At 34.2% G+C, this 20151-nt stretch carries 18 protein-coding genes; 3 read left to right on the forward strand and 15 right to left on the reverse strand.

All coding sequences use genetic code 11. From position 1 onward, the window contains the following. Positions 1-42: 42 nt before the first annotated feature. The 6 genes from MY04_RS02285 to MY04_RS02310 form a co-directional block, all read right to left on the reverse strand. The gene (locus MY04_RS02285; protein WP_066205726.1) at positions 43-894 is read right to left on the reverse strand and encodes a DUF5777 family beta-barrel protein; all 852 of its coding nucleotides are present in this window, start codon (positions 892-894) and stop codon (positions 43-45) included. Beyond that, positions 891-1433: a YceI family protein gene (locus MY04_RS02290; protein WP_066205729.1), complete on the reverse strand. Its 543-nt coding sequence runs from the start codon at positions 1431-1433 to the stop codon at positions 891-893. Before MY04_RS02290 ends, MY04_RS02285 begins: the two co-directional genes overlap by 4 nt. Continuing rightward, entirely contained in the window at positions 1433-1852 is a 420-nt protein-coding gene (locus MY04_RS02295; protein WP_066205732.1) for a c-type cytochrome, read from the reverse strand. Before MY04_RS02295 ends, MY04_RS02290 begins: the two co-directional genes overlap by 1 nt. Before the next feature lie 90 nt (positions 1853-1942). Beyond that, a complete protein-coding gene (locus tag MY04_RS02300) occupies positions 1943-2656 on the reverse strand; it encodes a hypothetical protein (protein WP_066205736.1) in 714 nt (237 codons plus the stop codon). A gap of 96 nt (positions 2657-2752) precedes the next feature. Next, positions 2753-3094: a hypothetical protein gene (locus MY04_RS02305; RefSeq protein ID WP_066205738.1), complete on the reverse strand. Its 342-nt coding sequence runs from the start codon at positions 3092-3094 to the stop codon at positions 2753-2755. Between the two features lie 209 nt (positions 3095-3303). Further along, complete coding sequence (locus tag MY04_RS02310; RefSeq protein WP_066212964.1) at positions 3304-5028, reverse strand: phospho-sugar mutase; 1725 nt, start codon at positions 5026-5028, stop codon at positions 3304-3306. Positions 5029-5229: 201 nt separating this feature from the next. Here MY04_RS02310 and MY04_RS02315 point away from each other — a divergent pair, with 201 nt between their 5' ends. Then, positions 5230-6429 (forward strand): J domain-containing protein, encoded by a 1200-nt coding sequence (locus MY04_RS02315; protein ID WP_066205741.1) that lies wholly within the window; start codon positions 5230-5232, stop codon positions 6427-6429. 78 nt (positions 6430-6507) lie between these two features. Here the strand turns inward: MY04_RS02315 and MY04_RS02320 are convergent, their stop codons facing one another. After that, on the reverse strand, positions 6508-6738 hold the full coding sequence (locus MY04_RS02320) for a hypothetical protein (protein ID WP_066205743.1): 231 nt from the start codon (positions 6736-6738) through the stop codon (positions 6508-6510). Between the two features lie 372 nt (positions 6739-7110). On the opposite strand from MY04_RS02320, the gene MY04_RS02325 reads away from it, so the two are divergent. Further along, positions 7111-8550 carry a hypothetical protein gene (locus MY04_RS02325; RefSeq protein ID WP_158297524.1) on the forward strand — a complete coding sequence of 480 codons (1440 nt, stop codon included), beginning with the start codon at positions 7111-7113 and terminating at the stop codon, positions 8548-8550. A gap of 34 nt (positions 8551-8584) precedes the next feature. Here the strand turns inward: MY04_RS02325 and MY04_RS02330 are convergent, their stop codons facing one another. The 3 genes from MY04_RS02330 to MY04_RS02340 form a co-directional block, all read right to left on the reverse strand. Further along, entirely contained in the window at positions 8585-10411 is a 1827-nt protein-coding gene (locus tag MY04_RS02330; RefSeq protein ID WP_066205747.1) for an ABC transporter ATP-binding protein, read from the reverse strand. An 88-nt stretch (positions 10412-10499) separates the two neighbouring features. Then, complete coding sequence (locus tag MY04_RS02335) at positions 10500-11423, reverse strand: PP2C family protein-serine/threonine phosphatase (protein WP_066205750.1); 924 nt, start codon at positions 11421-11423, stop codon at positions 10500-10502. Positions 11424-11790: 367 nt separating this feature from the next. Continuing rightward, positions 11791-14016 (reverse strand): FUSC family membrane protein, encoded by a 2226-nt coding sequence (locus MY04_RS02340; RefSeq protein WP_066205754.1) that lies wholly within the window; start codon positions 14014-14016, stop codon positions 11791-11793. 314 nt (positions 14017-14330) lie between these two features. Between MY04_RS02340 and MY04_RS02345 the strand changes: the two genes are divergently transcribed. Further along, positions 14331-14918, forward strand: coding sequence for a DUF4625 domain-containing protein (locus MY04_RS02345; protein ID WP_066205756.1), 588 nt, complete (start codon positions 14331-14333; stop codon positions 14916-14918). Positions 14919-15058: 140 nt separating this feature from the next. Here the strand turns inward: MY04_RS02345 and MY04_RS02350 are convergent, their stop codons facing one another. The 5 genes from MY04_RS02350 to MY04_RS02370 all read right to left on the reverse strand — a co-directional run bounded on the left by MY04_RS02350 (position 15059) and on the right by MY04_RS02370 (position 19873). Beyond that, complete coding sequence (locus MY04_RS02350) at positions 15059-16069, reverse strand: cytochrome-c peroxidase (RefSeq protein WP_084005732.1); 1011 nt, start codon at positions 16067-16069, stop codon at positions 15059-15061. Next, entirely contained in the window at positions 16045-16851 is an 807-nt protein-coding gene (locus MY04_RS02355) for an MbnP family protein (RefSeq protein ID WP_066205759.1), read from the reverse strand. The genes MY04_RS02350 and MY04_RS02355 overlap by 25 nt, the downstream gene beginning before the upstream one ends. Before the next feature lie 2 nt (positions 16852-16853). Then, positions 16854-17390 carry a dCTP deaminase gene (gene dcd / locus MY04_RS02360; protein WP_066205762.1) on the reverse strand — a complete coding sequence of 179 codons (537 nt, stop codon included), beginning with the start codon at positions 17388-17390 and terminating at the stop codon, positions 16854-16856. A 316-nt stretch (positions 17391-17706) separates the two neighbouring features. Continuing rightward, a complete protein-coding gene (locus MY04_RS02365; protein WP_066205765.1) occupies positions 17707-18324 on the reverse strand; it encodes a hypothetical protein in 618 nt (205 codons plus the stop codon). A gap of 367 nt (positions 18325-18691) precedes the next feature. Further along, complete coding sequence (locus MY04_RS02370; protein ID WP_066205767.1) at positions 18692-19873, reverse strand: class I SAM-dependent rRNA methyltransferase; 1182 nt, start codon at positions 19871-19873, stop codon at positions 18692-18694. Positions 19874-20151 lie beyond the last annotated feature (278 nt).

Raw genomic sequence — 20151 nt, forward strand, 5'->3', positions numbered from 1 at the left:
GTTTATTAGTGAATACTTGAAAATGAAAATTTGATTTATTAGTTAAAAAACGCGAACAATGTTAAATCCAAAATAAATTTCACCTTCACTCCAGTCGCCTGTAGCATACGTTAAATAAGAAGGTGGGAGGTTGGCTTGTGCATTAGAAAATAGTAATTGGAATACGTGACCACCTGTTTCTAGATCAACACCTAAAGACAATGGGTTCTTGAATGGGTTTTGTTCAGGTCTAGAAAAATTATAATCATATTCTGCTGTTAAAGCTACTCTTTTCGAGACTTTATATCGCCCTCCAGCCCCAAGAATAAAATAATTATAGATATCGTAATCTGAGTACTTCAAATTTTGCCTCACATACTTTGGAGTCAGTTGAAGGGAGAAATGATCTGTCAAACGTCTTGCAACTTGTAATTGATATAAAAAGCTTAATCGATCTGTATTGGTTAACTCTGGATAGGCATTATCAGAAAGTTGTGTGTTGGCATAAATCCCCGCAAATGCAACTAGGTGTAATGGGAAGTCTTTGCTTTGCTCAGTTATTTTATATTTCAAAGAACCAACAATGGTTTTTCGATAGGTTTCCCTACCTAAGGAAACATTTAGTTTATCAGTAATACCATACAATAATCCGATGTAGGTATTGGCATTGTCTAAACCAAAAAAGGTGGTAAAACCATCTTTTATACTACCAAATCGATGGGAGATGACCAGATGGAAATCTTTTTTAGCAGCAAGTTTAGATGATTCTCCATTGATAATTCTTGTTGCCTTAAATGCAGGCATTTCAAATTGTTCATCTATACTATCAGTATTAATCTCATTCAGAAGATCATCTTGTGCTAAAACAGAGGAACATATAAAAATGGAAGAGAATAGGAAGAATAGAAGTTTCATGAGGTAGGTGCTAAATTTAACTTGAGCTGAACAATAACTGTTTCAGCAATTTTTTTATAAACTATTTTAGGGATTTTGATTTTGTAATCTTCTGGCTTCAATGTCATTTGTGAGGAGATATTGTATGTATTATTCTCGTACAATATCAGAAGCTCTCCAGAGATAGATTGCTCCTCCCCATGTATCGTTAAGGTACCTTGATATTGATAAGTACCCGATTGTTTGATCAAAAAATCTTTGATGACACCCTTAAAAGTAGCTTTTGGATATTTTTTGGTATCAAGATAATTCTCGTTAAAATGCTCTTGCATTAACGCTATTGGAAACTCAAAACTTTTTATGGGAATGACAGCTGCGATGTTTCCAGTACCTTCATCTAGTATTCCAATCAGTTTATCTGATTTTGCTTCTATAGGCTCAAACGCAGGAACAGAAGCAGAGAAATTACATTCTCCAACTTCTGTTTTGTATTTGGTCTGACTGTATGAATTTTTTAGTGGGAAGAGAAGGATAATATAAAGTATAAAGTAGCGTTTCATTATTCAGCAAACCCTCCTTCAGCCCAATCTTCTATAGCTTTAATATTTGCTTCCGACATTAAACCACCTTGAGGCATAGGGTTATTTGAATTTCTTATTCTAGAAAGTACTGCCCCATTTTCGGCACCATCTTTGGCTGTGGCGTAGGTGTGTAAACTTAAACCTGCTCTAGGGTTCGAACTACCATGGCAACTTGTACAATTAGAAGTTAATATTGCTTGAACTGTTCCTGAATATGTAATGACATTAGCATCTTGACTATTATCATTATTATCCTGTTGATCGTCCTGATCATTGTTTTGATCTGCTGTTGTATTGTTTGTTGGTGCTTGTTGTGTTGGCTGCGGAGAAATATCACCTTCTGAACAGGCTACAAAAATAAAGATTAATAAAAAGGTAAATATTGATAAGAATTTCATATGATATTAGTTGATGTTTAGAAGAGTAACTCATTCCGTTTAAATTTGTTTAAACAAACATCGATTAATATCCAATTTTAATAATTCGGATTATGCATTAAGAATTGCCCTTCTTCTCCCCACTTTTTTTAACCTTAGTAGGAATCTACATAAGCGTCCAAGAATCATATCACCGCCGATGTAAATAAACATAGCGCCAATAGGTGGGTTGATTGTTTGAAATATCCATTGAAAGGTGTCCCATTTCCATACGTGTAAAGCAGTTCCAACGATTTCAATCCATAAAACAAGACAACTCATAATTAGGTAGAAGCTACTATAATTTTTTCTTCTTAAAGCCCAGAAAAACAATATTCCTAATGCAAAACTTAAAGTGTCTTGGAAATAAAGGATGATAAAAGTAAAGAGTATCAGGAAAGAGGGAGTGAGGACCTTCTTTATTTTTTCTTGAGTTTTAGCATCAAAGAATTGGTTGATATGCCAGCCTAGCGAAAATATACATGCATGTCCTATCGGAACGTATAATGGAATTTGATTGCCTCTGTAATCATACATATCTAAAATCACGCAACATAATAATTCACCTAACCAAGAAAGAGGAACCATCACCAACATTAAATATTTGATTTTTAATGAGGATTGTTTGAACAGAAAAATATAAAGTAGAAGAACGGAAATACTTGTTATAGGCTTACCATCAAAATACTCTTCAGCAAAAAATGTTGAATCAAAAAATAGAATGGGTAACCATAAAAGAACAGCAAGAGTGTAAAAGAAAATGGAAGTGTAGCGTTGTTTAGTCATGATGAATTATTAGTGTCAACTTCTTAAGCAAGAAATTAACTGTAGCTTATTCATCACAAGTTAGTAATTTTTTGAATGTAGTAGATCAAATTAATCTTATATACTGATGAGGTAATTCATTAAATAGAATAAATACCTTAATGGGAATACAAATATCAAGAACAGGATACTAAATATCACATAAAAGAATGTGCTATGAATAACCGGAGTGGTTGCTACTTTCTTATTTGTAGAAACCTTATGAGAAGCATCATAATAGTGTACATTATTTAAAATAACATCTTCATCTTGTTGTATGTCACTTTCGATTTGGGATACTATTTTCTTTTGAGGAAGTTTAAAATATCCTCGGTGAAATGGTATAAACGCTAAGCCTAAAAAAAGGAAGGAATAAAATATGTATTTCAGCTCCCTTTTTAATATTGTGTAATTTTTCATGTCATATGGTTGTTAGGTTTAATTTTTAATTCTGGGTATATATTTTTTTACGATTGGGTATTTAGAAAGGTTGGAATATTAACAATAGAATTAGGATTATTTGACTGATTTTTGAGTTTTTGGACAGATTCTAAATTATTAACCTAAAAATGACAAAAAAAGGCCATAACATTACTGCTATGGCCTAAATATAATTTGATGTTAAACGATTAGTTCAACTTCATATCTTCAATAATCTTAGCAACTTTTTCTTCTAATTGAGCATCAGCAGCATCAAATTCTTCTACCGAATTGATAGAAGTGTTTACGCTGAAATAGAATTTAATCTTTGGTTCAGTACCAGAAGGTCTTGCAGAGATTTTAGTACCGTCTTCCAAGAAGAACTGAAGTACATTTGACTTAGGTAAATCAATTGTAGATTCTTCTTTAGTAGATAAATCTGTTGCGATAGACGATTGGTAATCTCTCATTTCTAACACTTTCGAACCGTTGATTGTTGCAGGAGGTGTAGCTCTAAGATCTTTCATCATTTGAGCAATTTCCTCAGCACCACTCATTCCCTTCTTAGTGATAGAAATTAGTTTTTCTTTGAAATAACCATGTTCGTGATAAATATCAATTAATTGTTCGAACATCGACTTACCTTCTTTTTTGTAGTAAGCAGCCATTTCACAGATCATAGAAGCAGCAGCAACTGCATCTTTATCTCTAACAGCATCTCCGATAAGGTATCCGTAAGATTCTTCACCACCTACGATAAAGTTTTCTTTACCTTCCTTCTCTTTGATTACTTCTGCGATATATTTAAATCCAGTAAGAACGTTATAACAAGGCATTCCGTTTGCAGCAGCAAAACGATCGATAAGGTCAGTAGTCACAATTGTTTTACAAACAAAATCGTTATCCTTAGCCAAACCTGCTTTCTTACGTGCAGAGATCACATAGTTAAACAATAATGTAGCCGTTTGATTACCATTTAATAATGTCCACTCACCTTTATGGTTTTTAATGGCAATACCTACACGGTCAGCATCAGGGTCAGTACCTAATAATATATCAGCATCAATTTCTTTGGCTTTAGCTAAGGCCATGCTTAATGCTTCTGCTTCTTCTGGGTTAGGATAAACTACTGTTGGGAAGTTACCGTCGGTTACTTTTTGTTCTTCAATAATATGAACGTTTTCGAAACCTAAACGCTCTAATATTGGAGGAACCATTGTAATACCTGTACCATGAATAGAAGTAAAGACAATTTTAAGATCTTTTTGAGCTTTAATTGCTTCAGGAGATACCGATAATTTCTCAAGCATATCTAAATATGGCTCATCTACTTCTTTGTTGATTGCCACAATTCGATCTTCACCACCTGTAAATTTTACCTCATCAACAGAAGCAATTTTATTTACTTCGGCAACAATGTTAACATCGTGTGGAGGAACAACTTGTCCACCATCGTTCCAATATGCTTTAAAGCCATTGTACTCACGAGGGTTGTGAGATGCTGTAATAACAATACCTGTATCGCAACCTAAATGACGGATAGCGAAAGATAATTCAGGAGTTGGTCTTAATGCATCGAATAGATATACTGTGAATCCGTTAGCTGCTAAAACATTGGCAGCTACATTGGCAAATAAAGCAGAGTTATTTCTACAGTCGTGTGCAATAACCGCTTTTGGAGTGCCATCCACTTGTTGATTTACATAGTTTGCTAAACCTTGAGTAGCCATACCAACAGTATATTTGTTCATTCTGTTCGTGCCTACACCCATAATACCTCTAAGTCCGCCAGTACCAAATTCTAAAGATTTGTAGAAGCTTTCAGTTAATTCTTGAGGGTTTTCAGCTTGCAATCTTTTGATTTCAGATTTTGTTGCTTCGTCGTATGACCCTTCGAGCCATTCTGTAACTTTATTTGCTATTACTTGATCCATGTTCATGTAAAGAATTGAGATATATATAATTTGCTGCAAATTAACAGAATAATTACTCATAACAACGCTGACTAATGTCAGTTTTAGATGAAAATACCCTTTTTTGATGAAACATTTACAAGCATTTACGTATTATAAGTATATATAATTGATAATATTATCTACTTCTATCTATAACATTGCACCCGTACACTGCGAATTATGAGTTCATATTATGAAATATTAGGAATATCCAGGTCGTCCTCGAAAAAGGAGATCAAAGCAGCCTATAAAAAATTAGCAAAAAAATATCATCCAGACACCAACAAAACCGATTCAAATTCCTCAGAAAAATTTAAAGAAATTGCTTTTGCTTACGAATATTTGATGAATGATTATCAGCGTCAGATGTACGATCAATGGCTTAAATATCAAGAAGACCTTAAAAGTACTACTACCAATTATGAAAGTGAAGACATAATGTGGGAAGATAAATCGAAGTTTTATGAAAACTTCAAATCGAATCGAGAAATCCAGAAAGAAGATGATAAACGTATTTTTAAGTGGGGATCGATTGCTGTTGTATTTATGGTGATTGGTTTAAATGTGTTGTTCTATGGAGGAAAATATTATCAAGAAAAAGTATACAAAGAAGAATTAAACAACGAAATAAAAGCGATAGAAAATGTACTTAAATATACTGAAGAAGGACATTATGGTAAGGCTTTAATTGAAGCCAAACAGATGGAGAAAACATTGCATATCCTTACACACCAAAGAGATGTATTATACGATAGTTTATTAAAAGAAGTAGATATTGCTTCCCTTTATTTTTTTCAGGAAAGATCATTTGATGAAGTGGTGAGTCTACTTTCTGAGGTAGAAGAAGAGGTCGGGATGAGCATGCCCAATGAATTATATTGGAGATTGGCAGTGGCACAATTCAATACTAAAAGATATCATCAGTCTACTTATACGTTTAGACAAATGATCTTAAAAAATAGATACGATTTTAAAGCTCACATGGGATTGGCCGAGGTATATTCAACAGGACTTAATCAACCAGAAAAAGCAATTGATGTTTTATCGGGTGCTGCCAATTTAACCAATGATTATTATGTGGAAACGTATGGTAAAGCCTACGCGGTGGTGCTAAATGAAACAGATGTCCCTGAGGAGCATTTTACCATTTATCTACTTCGAGCAAGGTTACTGAAAACTTTGGGCCGACATGAGGAGGTCATCCGAGATTGTAAATGGGGGGCAAGGGTTAGACCCAAAGATCATAGATGTTTTTATTTATTAGGCGAAAGTTTTTTAGCAATTGGAAAATACGGAGAAGCTTGTGCTGCCTTTAAAAAAGCTTCGGATCTTGGTCACCTGCCATCATCAAATCGTTTTAATCAGATTTGTATGCAATAAAAAAGAGGTGAGCTCATTTATCAATAAGTTCACCTCTTTTTTGGATTCAAGATTTGGTATAATCTTGAAAAAAGTAAATTACTTTTTATATAATTTATTACGGATATCTTCCATTCTCATTAACAATTCAGCATCCGCCTTTTCGTATTCGTTCTTTAACTGAACTGGTTCTGCTTCTCTGCTAGGCCCGTAAATGCGTTTGCTGTTTAGGTTAACGCCTGGGTTTGGTGCGTGGTTGTGCTGGCCAAAGCACGATGACAAAGTCACCAATACTGTACACACGCCTACATAATTAAAAAACTTTTTCATAAAATTTTGATAGTGTTTGTTTGACTAATTGCGCAAAGTCAAGCAAAAATAAATAATCATACTGTAAACACAATATAATGTGAGATTATTTGTAAAGATTTATAAAGATCAATCTTGTTTTTTCATACTCTAAGAAGATACTATATGTAGATAAATCTTGATTATTTATTTAATATATCTCGTTTTTAGCTAAAAAATGAAGATAAATAGTTTAATATTTTACATAATTCTGTAAATTATATTTTGTAATAACAGTTCTTTGTATAATTATTGGTAGAAGGTAAATGATAAGTTGTGAGGACATACATTATAAGATGTATGCAAAGTATCTTCGCCAAGTATTTATATCATGATTTTTGTAGACAACTTGACATGAATAAAAAGCCAAATCTTTCTGCAATAGAAATTTACTCTGAAAAGGTAGCAGATGCCATATGTGATGATTTTTTTTCAAACAATGATTACATAACAGGTATTCAAATAACGAAATTAACCAATATAGAAAGTGTCAATCTTTTTGTCTTAAAAAGAATTTTTGAGAATTGGCAAAAAGAAGCAATTAGAATTCAAAGTCCATATTTTGATTACACTTCTGATGCTGTTCGTGAGTCACTATCTCACTTAATGAACGCATTGTCTAAAAATATACATATCTCTAGAATACATTTCTTGCCTTTATTACATAAAGCAGTAAGAGATGTATTAGTGCTTACTTTCTCTCCAGAAATCTTTTATGATGAGTTTTTTGGAATGCAAGGAATGAAAATTCCATTAAAGAATTTCTTGATTCCAATGTTTGGGTACATTAAAATTCACCCAAGATTAACGAAGGAAATTCAAAATGCAATAGAAGAGGAAGCAGGTATCAATATCAAGAGAACTGAAGCAATTAATATTTCATCGAATATCGTAAGAAAACATCCAGAATTGATAGACGATCCTCAAGAAATTATTGCAGCGTTTAATGATATTCTTCCTGTAGGCATATTTGAACTTCATCCGGGCTACCTTGATGAAGCACCTGTAGAAAAAGAGGAAGAAGAGGTAACAGAAACTTCATCCATAGATATTGAAGAGATGTCTAACAATATTGTTTCTTTTGATCATGAAAATGTAGAAGAGCAAGTTGATGAGGCAGAGGAAGAAGTATCCCCGATAGAGGAGACTATAGTTACTTCTGAAGTACAAATAGAAGAAACGGAAGTAGAAGTAGAGGAGAAGCAAGAAGCTACTCTTTTTGAAGAACCTACTTTCCAAGAACCCGATTTTTCTACTACACCTGCTAATGAAGTAGACAATGTGATTGACGATATCGTTGATGAATCTTTGAAAAGCTTTGATCAAGAGGATGTAAAAGAAGATAATGTGGGTGAATTTGAAGAAAATTCTATCGAAGAATTTACTTTTGAAACAATCGAAACTCCAGAAGAACCAACAACAGTTGAGGATCAAAGTAAAGAAGAGGAGAATGTAGTTGAAGAAAAAGAATTGCCTATTTCTAAAGAGGAAGAGGTAACCTCTCAAATATTGGCTTCTGCTGAAAAAGAAAATGAGTCCAATGGTTTACTTGATCAATTAAACTCTGGAAGTATTAAAGAGAATATGAATTTAAATGATCGTTTTCTTTTCCAAAAGGAATTGTTTGGTGGAGACCAAGAAGTGCTTACGCATGCGATCAATAGAATTGATAATTGTGAGGATTATACATCAGCAATTAGTCTAATTAAAACGGATTATGCAGTGAAATACGATTGGGACTTTACTTCAGATGCTGTAGTAAGTTTTATTTCACTGGTCGACAATAAATTTTAATTACAACTTTCTTTCAAAAAATCCCATTAGTTTTCTAATGGGATTTTTTTTGGTCTTTCAATTTTTGTGAGATTAAATTTTTCTGAAGTTGTTCAAAATTGGCTTCAGGAATGGATTCAATCAATTTCTTGGTGATCTCTGTTTTTGGAGATTTATAAATTTCATTAGCCAATCCCCATTCCACGATTTCTCCTTTGTTCATCACTAAAATTCGGTCGGAGATAAATTTAACAACGGCCAAGTCATGTGATATAAATATATAAGTAAGGTTAAATTTCTCTTTAAGATCTTGAAGTAAATTTAGTACGATCGCCTGAACAGAAACATCTAATGCAGAAACCGACTCATCGCAAATAATAAACTTAGGCTTAGTCGATAAAGCACGAGCGATACAAATTCTCTGACGTTCACCTCCAGAAAACTCGTGAGGGTAACGGTTCATATAATTTGCACTTAAACCAACTGTTTCAAGTAAACGTATTGCTTCTTTTTTCCTAGTTTTATCATCAGAATAAATCTTATGCACTTGCATAGGTTCAATAAGTGTCTGACCAATAGTTAACCTAGGATTTAAAGAAGTATATGGATTTTGGAATATGATCTGAATATCAGAACGTAAATTATTAAGATCCTTTTTAGGCATTTTTGTGAGTTCACGACCATCAAAAACTACTTCTCCATTAGTAGAGGCTATTAATTGTAATATAGTTCTACCTAGTGTCGTTTTTCCACAGCCCGATCGACCTACAAGACCTAATGTTTCTCCTTCTTTTACATCAAAGCTTACGTTATTTACTGCAACAAAAGATTTTGTGACCTTGCCCCAGATGTTTTTCTTCACAGGGAATTCTACAGATAAGTTTTTCACCTGTAACAAAGGTTGATGATCTAAAATCTCTTTCTCTTGTTCAAGTACTTTGTTTTCGTCAACCGCATTGACAATTAAAGCTTGCCCTACAGACATGAAACGTGCTTTACTGCGACCATTTCCTCCTGCGTCTGTTGTAAAATCGTTTAAAGTTGGTAGCCTCTTTAGCGAGAAGTCTAATCTCGGCCTACAAGCTAACAAACCTTTTGTATAGGAATGCTTTGGTTGATTAAAGACTTCATATACAGTACCATATTCTACTAATTTCCCTTTACGCATGACTGCGATTCTATCCGCCATTTGAGCTACAATGGCTAAATCATGAGAAATAAAAATGGTAGCTGTATTTCGGGTTTTCTTAAACTCATTAAAAAGATCTAAGATGCCTTTTTGAGAGGTAACATCCAAAGCCGTAGTAGGCTCATCTGCAATAAGTAAACTAGGGTTACAGATTAACGCAATAGCAATAAGTACCCTTTGTTTCTGACCTCCGGATAACTGATGTGGATACGAATTAAATACTTTTTTGGGATTGCCTAATTGACAAGTGGCAAAAGTTTCTAAAGCTCGCTGCTTAGCTACTCTTTTATTTACTTTTTCATGAACAATAATCGTTTCAATCAACTGATTACCACAAGTGATAGAAGGGTTTAAGGAACTCATCGGGTCTTGAAAGATCATCCCTATATCTCTACCACGAATATCTTGTATTGTTTTTTTTGGAACTTGAAGTAAATCCACTGTTCCATGATTATTGCTATGAAATAGGATCTCTCCATCAACTTCTCTACTTGATTTATTCAAAAGCTGAAGCATGGATAAAGCGGTCACAGATTTACCCGATCCAGATTCACCAACTATTCCTAAAGTTTCTCCTTTTCTTAAAACAAAACTGATGTTTTTAACTGCAGAAGAACTGCCTCTATCTTCATGATCAAAAGAAATAGAGAGTTTTTTTACTTCAAGAAGAATATCAGAGTTGTTTTTTTGCATCGACAAATATTAAAAAATCTTTTCAAATCGTAATTTAGGAATAAAAATATTAGGTCGTGTAATTTTCTTTGTTTTTTGCTGATGTTTCTTATTTCATCTCAATACCGATAACTGTAATATCATCTCTCTGAGGAACATTTTTCTGATGAACATCAAGTGCTGCTTCTAATAAATCGCCCACATCTTTTAGAGGATTATTGCTATGTTGACGAAGATAATCTTCGAAATATCGACGACCGAACTTGTCATTTTTGATATTGTTTTGATCAAGTAATCCATCCGTAAGCATAAAAATATAATCACCTTTATTGATAGGTATATTTGTGGTAGAAAAATTGATATCTTTTCTTTGATGCCCACCAATAAATTTTCTACTCCCTCTATATCTTTTCAACGTGTTTTTCTGTTTATCTATTTTGTAGATATCACTCTTAGCTCCAGCAAAATCAATGCTTTTTACACTTCCTTCCTGATCAGTAAATCTAATTAAAGAAATATCCATCCCGTCGTTTATACTATTTTCTTGTTGTCTTAAGTAGGAGATAATTCTTGTATTGATCATTTCTAAGATTTTTGCAGGATCTTTTGCCAATCCTTTATCCACGATTTCTTGAAGGATCGTTTTGCCAATCATTGACATTAAGGCTCCAGGAACACCATGTCCCGTACAATCCACACAAGCAAAATATTTGTACGTAATATTATCTTCTCCTTGAGATTCACCATACCAATAAAAATCCCCAGACACAATATCTTTAGGTCTGTAGATAGTGAAATAACTATTAAATACTTTTTTTAGTAATTCGGAAGGAGGTAGGATGGCATGCTGAATTGTTTGAGCAGCTCTTAAACTATTCGTAATTTTTATATTTTGTTCATTGACTTCAAGTAAAGCTTTATCTAACTCTTCTTTTACTTGTTCGACTTTTTGCTTTTGAAGTTTCGTTTTTCGAATAACCATAAATAAGGCAATCACTAAAAAGCTAAGACTAAGAATAGAGATGATGTACACAATTAGTCTTTGTTGATATTGCTCTTCTGTAACAGAAAAAACTGTAGAGGTGATAGGTGACCAAAGTAAAGAAAAAGGTATTATATTATTCCAAGACGTATCAAGCCAATTGATACTTGAATGAAATAGAATTTTATTGCATGGATCAAAGAGATTAAGAATAGTATTTTTTATGAGAAATTCGATAATAATAAATTTTAGTAGTTGTACGGGTAAGAAGAGGTCTAGGCAGAAATCTGTTTGGCATAATTTTACAACCTCTTACTAGATATACAAGATACAACAATATTTTTGTATGTTGAATTTTTTGCACTAATAATTGAACGAAATCACGAATTAGTTATGTTTTGACCTTTTGAAATTGTACTTATGATAGTTTAGTGTTATTAATGTAAATGAGTTGATTCGCATAGTTACCCATAAATTTCACGTTCTTAGAAACCCTTAGTAACTGATTCGTAATTAAAACATAATCAGATAATTCTTTAATAAGTGGTGAATCTTTGATGCCTTTTTTAAGTTCCTTTTCCCTAAGACAACTCAATTCGTCGGTTTTATGAATTAAGAATTGAAGCTGATCAGATAGATTATCAATTTCAATAATAGCCTCTTCTTCTTTAATTCCTTTTGCTATGTTATTCAGTTGCTTTTTGATGCTATCTTCGAATATTCTTAACTCCGTAAAATTATATTTCTGAGATAGTCGTTCCGCATTAGCAGAAAGGGTGGCAATGTGTGCAAACAACATTCGACTTGCAGCAATAAATGAATACAAATTACTACCATCTAATTGATTGCTTTTTGGATCGCCTAACATGTTTTGGAAACTAACAGCTAGGTTGGCATTGGCCAATTGTGCTTTCTTTCTTGATAATCTGTACGTGTTTTTATCAAGTGATCTTTGGTTGGTGTAACTCTGTAATACTTCTGTAAAATATTCGCAATCTGCTTCAATCGCTTCTAATAACTTTGATTTGATTTTTCTGATTTCAAATTCAGGAAAAACAAAACTACTCACTAAAAAGGCGATTAATCCACCAATACAGGTATCCACCACTCTAGAAATAGCTATTTGATGTGTAACCGGCATGGATAAGGAGATCATCAAAAGGATAAAAGGAGTTAGCAAGGTGATACCCGTTCTATAATCTTTGAATAAGGTAGCAAATGTTCCAATTCCAAAAGGAATAAGGAATAGGATAAAAGCTAGTTGAGAATTAAATAGATTCAAGATTCCTAAAGCGATGATGATGCCTAGGATAGTTCCGATAATTCGAGCTAACATTCGTTGTTTCGTAATCGCAAAAGATGGTTTGAGAATGACAGATATACAAAGCCACACCCAATATCCTCGGTCTAGATCAAAAAACTTGGCGACAATCATTCCGGCCACCATAGCAATGCTAATACGGATTGCATGTCTAAAATGTATGGATTTTATGGTGAGGTGATCGGAAAACGTCCCTTTTTCTAAAGTGGTTTTAAATAAAGGCAGATTCAGTCCGTCTGTAAAACCTATATTTTGACTGTTTTTAGGATCGGTATAAGTAGAAGCTTCAGAAATAGTACGATCAATTCGATTAAAGTTCCTCATGATATTCTTCACTTCTGCTAAAATATCAATAGGTATGTTTCGATCCTGATGATCACGAATAGTTTCAAACTTCTTCTGTAGTGCCTCAAGTTCTTCAAAATGACGTTTCATTTCTGTCACTTTTTTTCTACTCATAATGGCACGACCTAGGGTATTTAGTTGGTGTCCCATTTTAGAAAATGTCATCTGCAGGTCTTCCAAAAAGTCTGTTTGATGCAAATGTTGATGTAATTCTGAGTAGGAGATATGAGTGGCTGAGGCTTTCTCGAAAATATCAATTGATGCCCTCAACATTAAAATAAGTGACCTACCTAATGGAGTCGCACCTTGCAATGCCGAACGTTGGCCTAGTAATAAAGTACGTACCTCTTCTTGTTGATGATCGATCTTAGTTTGAATTGTGAATAGTTTATTTTGTAACGAATTGTTGTTGGGCTGAGTGAACAATTGGGCTTTCGTTTCGAAGTATTGTGACATTAATATATACGATTCTCCCAATATTTTCTCAATGCTTGCATAAGGTCGAATTTGCCATAATAATAAAGAGTTTAAGGTGTACCATAGACCGCCTATGAAAAGGAAGACTCCCATCACTCCTATATTACTTAAAGGCAAACCAAAACCGACACCTAAACTAACGGCTACAAGAATACTATTCCCAATCATGGTTGCTCGGTTGCCAAAAATACTCATAATGGCGGAAGCAAAGACAGCAAAGAAGAGGTAGATTTCAGCGAAAACAGCGTAAGGCATGATAATCGCCATACAGACTGCGGCAATTGGATTAATAAAAGAACCACCCAAAAGACCTTTGGCTTTTTCTTGCCAAGTACCTGGTGAGTCGGATAAACCGACACAAAGTGCACCTATGGCTAAATTAGTCGCCTCAGCAATGTGATCGGTATAAGCACCTATGATTAATGGAAAAACAATACACCAGGTCATTCTTAGACCATTGGAAAAATAAATACTCGAAATGTATTGCTTGATGTCTTTCATAATGTATAAATAAGATAGGGGAAATCGATGAAAATTTCGCCATCTATATCAGAATATCTTTTCTATTAAGGAAAGAAAAATAACTTTTCTAGTCCTGTGTTGGGTGAAAATTTAAAACAATAAAGTTCGAAGATATCAATCTAATGTATTTAAAGGGGATTTATTCTTTAATTGATTAAGGAGGTTTGTTTTCTTTAACAATTAGTTGAAATCCTTAAAATTTCTAAATACGTATAAATTAAATACGATAGTGTTGCAAAAAATAAAAACGAGTTGTTATTTGCGACAGTATTGCAAAATAATCAAATTAAAATATGAAAATCAAACATCTTATCCTTGCTTTAGCTGTAGTAGGTTTCGCGTCTTGTAATAACGATGACTCATCGAATAACCCTGCTCCAACAATTGAAAACTATGTAGTTGAAAGCGGTCATGATCACGAAGATCACGCACGTTTATCAGAAGAGGATCATGCTCACATCGTACCAGGGGAAGAGGCAGTTGTTGAAGCTGATTTAAAAGGACACCAATTAAGCTATGCTCAGGTAGATGTACACTGGGGAGCTGGTCACGAGCATTCTGCTAGAGTAGCAAATACAGATGATCATGTTCAATGGACACAAAAATATACTTACTGGTTCGGAATTAGCCAAGAAGAAGCAGAAGCAAAAGGTGCTTATAACTATGCTTTAACAGCGGCAGGCGATTTCCCTAACGAGCATCATTTACACGTACACATGGATGTTCCTACAACATGGACAAAAGATGGTGTTACAGGTCCAGTTGAAGAAGGTGATTACCACTTTGTTCTATTCTTAGTAGATCAAGAAGGTCAAAGAACTGAAAAAGCATTAACTGTTGAGGTTGCTGCTGAGGATCACGAGCCACACGCATCTCTATAATTTAGAGTTCAATAAAAATATAAAAGGTTTATCTCAATTGAATTGGGATAAACCTTTTTTCATTTCTTGCCCTTAAAACATTTTTTAATAACGTTGGAAATCTTTCTAAAAAAGTAGTTTAAGATTTTATCAAATAGACTTTATTGTTTCAGTCCTAAATAAGTAGAATCCATTAAAGTGGTTAAAAAGATTTTTACTTGTTCTCTTTCTTCTTCATTAAGATCTATTCCATTACGCATTTGAGGTGCAAGACTTTTATGAGGAAGTATACCTGATTCATAATGATCAAATACCTCATCAATAGTTTTAAACCTTCCATCGTGAGTATATGGTGCAGAAGCAAATATATTTCTGAGGGTAGGGGTTTTATATTTCCCCATATCTTCTTCTTTTAAGGTGATTCTTGCTCTTCCTTGAAAAAGATTCTCTAAGGTATCAGAGAATACGCTATCTAAACCAATATTATGATAATTGAAATCGGTGAAAAATGGAGCAGGGTGACAACTGCCACATCTGGTTTCTACGATTTTCATCCCCTGCAATTCATCATAGCTAAAATCGATTTCTCCGTTTAAATATTGATCGTATTTACTTTGATTACTTATCAGTGATCGACAAAAAGCGGCTAGAGCTCTAGCGATATGAGCACTCTTAATGGTTTTTATTTGATAGGCTTTTTGAAAAAGAACAGGATACTCTGGATGATCATTTATATCTTTTACCACTTCTTTTAAGTTGGCTCCCATTTCATTCGGGTGAGTGAGCGGACCAAACATTAATGATTCAATGTTTTTGGCTCCACCTTCCCAAAACCATCCTTCTGCCCAAGCAATATTAATGAGTGGTGGTGTATTTCTATGAAGTGGTTCTTGGGTAATGCCGTTGGTACTTAAAGCCATGTTTTCTCCAAAGGCATACTTTTGTTCATGACAATCTACACAAGCTACTTTTCCATTACCAGATAAGTTTTTATCGTGAAAAAGCATTTTGCCTAATGCTACTCTTTCATCGGTCATTAAGTTTCTTTTCGGGGCAGGGATGTTTTCGTATGAAATGATAGAAGCTTGTGCATCCTCTTCTTGAGAGGACCCACAAGCTCCTAAAATAACTAGAAAACCTAAGGCGATTATTCTACAGTAATTTCTTTCCATTCGAACATTTGTTCATAGTTATCAGCTATTTTTTGTGTATTCGGACCAAACATGGTATCGTTGGTTGAATCATCATTTAAATCGATATAATGATTCACGGGTCCTACATCAGGATTAGGTTGTTCTGCTAGATTTTTATTGCCAAAGACATAATCTACATGAACATCAAATTCTATGGTTAAATTATTATTTTGATTTAAGTTGATGTCTTTTTGAGTAAATCGAACGGTTCTGTAATTGGCATCACCACCTATGTGATATACCAATCCACGAGTGGAGGAATCAGGTAATATTCTCAATCCATTTAAATAAACAAATTTATATCCTGTGTTCCAATCCCAAGCCATTCCATTAGCAGGATCTAAATCGCCTACTTGGTCAGTACTATAATTGGCATCATTATCAACACCCACAGAGAAATTGATTTCGGTAAAATTGCTATTTGGTAAATCCTTAATGACTATAGAAGTATCTGCATTATCAATCATTTCGATTAAATGATAGCTATTGGGTACTTTATAGTAATGGGTGCCTGTTGTATCTCTTAATGTGACATTAGATATATACATTCTAAAATCATCGAAAAGATAGGTTTGATTTAAGGCGTTTTGATAAGGAGTATTATAATTTAAAGGAATTTGATTTCCTAAAAGATCATGTAACAAATTAAATTTTAGCCTAATCTGACCTGTTCCGGGAACATCAAAATTTTCTTTATGTTTATCACATGATGAAAAACCAAGTAATAAGAATAAGAGTAGGTAATAAGGTAGGTATTTCATTTTTAGAATTTATTTTTATGCATCATAGACTCCACAGGTTTCATACTTCTGTTGAGGTATTTTGCATCTTTCTTTATATGATAATAATTACGGATGTCGCCATCTACCTTAAAATAGAATAGCTGACCAATGGGCATATTTTTATATATCTTGACGGGTTGAGCAACACTGATTTCTAAGGTCCAAGTATTGCAAAAACCGACATCTCCAGCTCTTGAGTTCGCATTGATGCTAATGCCTAAACGTCCAACACTAGACAACCCCTCTAGAAAAGCAACATGCTCTAAAGTTTCTGTATATTCTTTGGTGACTCCCAAATATATTTTACCAGGATATAAAACAAATCCCTCATCTGGGATTTCAAAAGTTTCAATATCATTATGTGCTTTCGCATCCAATACCTCATTTTTATATACAGCAAGGTGACGCCCTAAATGTACATCGTAGGAATTAGTTCCTAATGCATCTGGATCAAAAGGTTCAATAAGAATATTGCCCTCCTCAATTTCTTTTAATATTTGTGTGTCTGAAAGTATCATTATCTAGCGTTGCCACGCAATACTAATGCTGATTATAGTAATAAAGATAGCAATAATTTGCCATCAAAAAATAAGTGGATAAAATTAAACATTAATCTTGTATGAATAAGAATTCACTGTAAAGAATTAAGAAAGATTTAAAAAGCGGAGCTTTTTAAAGTGAAGAGTGAATAGTGAAGAGTGAATAGGGAAGAGTGAAGAGCGATGGGGAATGGTGGAGGTATTTATTTATAACCCATATTATATAATTTAAATTATAAAATAAGGGTTATAAAAAACACTATGTGCAAAACCGCTTTTCACTCTTCCCTCATCACTATTCACTAGAAAAACGCAGTTTTTCACCTTTCGCTGATTGTTGAAGGTAAGCTATGAATAGGTCCTTCATATGATTTGTCATTTTTATTATTTCTTTCTCATCTGTCAACCACTCATCAAAAGAAATAATCAAGTAATGTTTTACGGTATCAGGATCGATATAATCGTTGGTGATATTAATTTCAGCAGGATGATCTGCCACAAATTCAAGGAAGGGGATTAATGGTTTTACATACTTCTTTTTACCACTTAATTGATACTTCCGTCCTAATTGGAGGTTTGAAATATCAATATCTCTACCAATCAGTTTATTGATAAATTGGATAAAAGATAGTTTGGGTCTTAGATTAAAAGTGAATAAGGGTTCTGGTGCTTCCATCCAGATTTCAAATACCTTTTCATTTATTGCTCCTTTATTGGAATTTCTGTGATGTTCTAAATCTTTAGCCACAAAGGTGCATCTGATTTTCTCAAAAATGATGGAAAACCAATAATCACAATCTATCCGAGAAACTCTATATTCTTTAAAGTTGTAATCACAACTTTCGTCTGCGTATTGTTCATATATGTTCCTCCAAGATTCGAAGGGGAAGTCGATATTAAATGTAGTTTGCATGGTTAAAAATCGAAGATTTTTAAAGTGAATAGTGAAAAGGGAAGAGTGAAGAGCGGTAGGGGAATTGTGGAGGTATTTATTTATAACCCATATTTTACAAATTAAATTATAAAATATGGGTTATAAATAGCTCTATGTGCAAAACCGCTTTTCACTAATAAATATCCCCAAGATTGAAATCATGGGCTTTTGATACAGTTTTCTTATTAAAGTAACTTTCCTTAGTTCCTCAGTTAAAAACCGAGGTCGGGAGACCTCTAACGTTTTTAGGCACAAATGTCGCTATCGCTTAACATTTGCGCCAGTTTTGGCAACTCCTAATTCCTAACTAAAAAACGAGCGTTAACTTTGCTACCTGCTACCTATCCTATTCCACATAAAGAACAAGTCCTTTCAAGTACTCGTTCTCCGGGTAGAAAATATTAATCGGGTGACAATTCGGTTGTGATGTTTGATGAAGGATTCTCACATTTCTATGTGCTTCTGCAGCCGCTTGGAATACAATTTTTCTGAACAGTACTTTATCGACTACTTGTGAACAAGAGAAAGTGAATAGAATTCCTCCTTTCTTGATTTTTCTGAAGGCTTTAAGGTTCAGTTGTTTGTAACCTCTTGCTGCCTTAGTTAATACTTTAGACGATTTTGCGAATGCTGGAGGGTCTAGGATCACAACATCATAATCGTTACTTTCCATAGCATTCAGGTGATCGAATACATCGGCACAATATCCGGTATGTTCACCGTTATTGAAACCGTTTAGTTCTGCGTTTTCATCACATAAATCGATAGCCGACTGAGAGGCATCCACTGAGTGAACTAATGTAGCACCCGCTTTTAAGGCATACATCGAAAAGCCCCCGCTGTAGGAGAAAGTATTCAATACTTTTTTGTCCTTAGAATACTGACCTACCAATGAACGTGCATCACGCTGATCCAAGAAGAATCCTGTTTTCTGACCAGTTTCTACATCCACCCAGAACTTCACGCCATTCTCAAGGACTTTCACCTTAGGAGAACCTTGCTTTTCTGTTAGCCACCCTTTTGGTGTTTCAACATTCTCTAAACGCTTAGAAATTTCTTTCGATTTATTGTAGATACGTTTAAACCCTAAATTCTGAATTGCTTTCACAATCATAGGAGCAATTTTATCAACCCCTTTAATCAAAATCTGGATAGAGACTAAATCGTTATAAACATCAGCAATTAAGCCTGGGAAGAAATCGCCCTCACCATGTATTAATCGGAAACAGTTCGTTTCCTCAGTGATCACATGAGACTTTCTTAAAGCATAAGCCGAAGCAATTTTTTCGTTCCAATACTCCTGAGTTAACACCTCCATTGTTCGTCTTGTATATTCAAATACACGACAAACAATCTGATTACCGGGAGCATAAAACCCATATCCTAATAATTTCTCTCCAACAGCGATTTCAACAATTTCGCCATCCTCCAAAGACTCCGGCATCTTCGCCACCGCCCCAGAATAAATCCAAGGGTGACGATTATCCAACGCCTTTAGTTTGTTTTTCTTTATATATATCTTTTGCATATCTCTATACTATGTAAATACCAATATGTCCCGTACAATATCGTCGTCTGATAGTGTTCGAGTCTCTCTATCTCGTCCCGTACAATATTGTAGTCTGATAGTCTTCGAGGGGCCAAGGCCGCCTCGTTGAAGACGGGGATGTAGCTGACTAATATATGACCCCAATCTAAACACATTTAGAAAGTATTGCTCTCTGATAGTTCTTGAACTACTCCGTGTATCCAGTCTGTGTAACCGGTCTGTGTACCGAGGGGCTAAGGCCACCTCGTAGAAGACAA

The sequence above is a fragment of the Flammeovirga sp. MY04 genome, assembly GCF_001682195.2.
Classification (GTDB): Bacteria; Bacteroidota; Bacteroidia; order Cytophagales; family Flammeovirgaceae; genus Flammeovirga; species Flammeovirga yaeyamensis.

Coding starts and splice junctions, on each gene's coding strand:
- MY04_RS02285 (WP_066205726.1), bottom strand. CDS start 894: ATGAAACTTCTATTCTTCCTATTCTCTTCCATTTTTATATGTTCCTCT.
- MY04_RS02290 (WP_066205729.1), bottom strand. CDS start 1,433: ATGAAACGCTACTTTATACTTTATATTATCCTTCTCTTCCCACTAAAA.
- MY04_RS02295 (WP_066205732.1), bottom strand. CDS start 1,852: ATGAAATTCTTATCAATATTTACCTTTTTATTAATCTTTATTTTTGTA.
- MY04_RS02300 (WP_066205736.1), bottom strand. CDS start 2,656: ATGACTAAACAACGCTACACTTCCATTTTCTTTTACACTCTTGCTGTT.
- MY04_RS02305 (WP_066205738.1), bottom strand. CDS start 3,094: ATGAAAAATTACACAATATTAAAAAGGGAGCTGAAATACATATTTTAT.
- MY04_RS02310 (WP_066212964.1), bottom strand. CDS start 5,028: ATGGATCAAGTAATAGCAAATAAAGTTACAGAATGGCTCGAAGGGTCA.
- MY04_RS02315 (WP_066205741.1), top strand. CDS start 5,230: ATGAGTTCATATTATGAAATATTAGGAATATCCAGGTCGTCCTCGAAA.
- MY04_RS02320 (WP_066205743.1), bottom strand. CDS start 6,738: ATGAAAAAGTTTTTTAATTATGTAGGCGTGTGTACAGTATTGGTGACT.
- MY04_RS02325 (WP_158297524.1), top strand. CDS start 7,111: ATGAATAAAAAGCCAAATCTTTCTGCAATAGAAATTTACTCTGAAAAG.
- MY04_RS02330 (WP_066205747.1), bottom strand. CDS start 10,411: ATGCAAAAAAACAACTCTGATATTCTTCTTGAAGTAAAAAAACTCTCT.
- MY04_RS02340 (WP_066205754.1), bottom strand. CDS start 14,016: ATGAAAGACATCAAGCAATACATTTCGAGTATTTATTTTTCCAATGGT.
- MY04_RS02345 (WP_066205756.1), top strand. CDS start 14,331: ATGAAAATCAAACATCTTATCCTTGCTTTAGCTGTAGTAGGTTTCGCG.
- MY04_RS02350 (WP_084005732.1), bottom strand. CDS start 16,069: ATGGAAAGAAATTACTGTAGAATAATCGCCTTAGGTTTTCTAGTTATT.
- MY04_RS02355 (WP_066205759.1), bottom strand. CDS start 16,851: ATGAAATACCTACCTTATTACCTACTCTTATTCTTATTACTTGGTTTT.
- dcd (WP_066205762.1), bottom strand. CDS start 17,390: ATGATACTTTCAGACACACAAATATTAAAAGAAATTGAGGAGGGCAAT.
- MY04_RS02365 (WP_066205765.1), bottom strand. CDS start 18,324: ATGCAAACTACATTTAATATCGACTTCCCCTTCGAATCTTGGAGGAAC.
- MY04_RS02370 (WP_066205767.1), bottom strand. CDS start 19,873: ATGCAAAAGATATATATAAAGAAAAACAAACTAAAGGCGTTGGATAAT.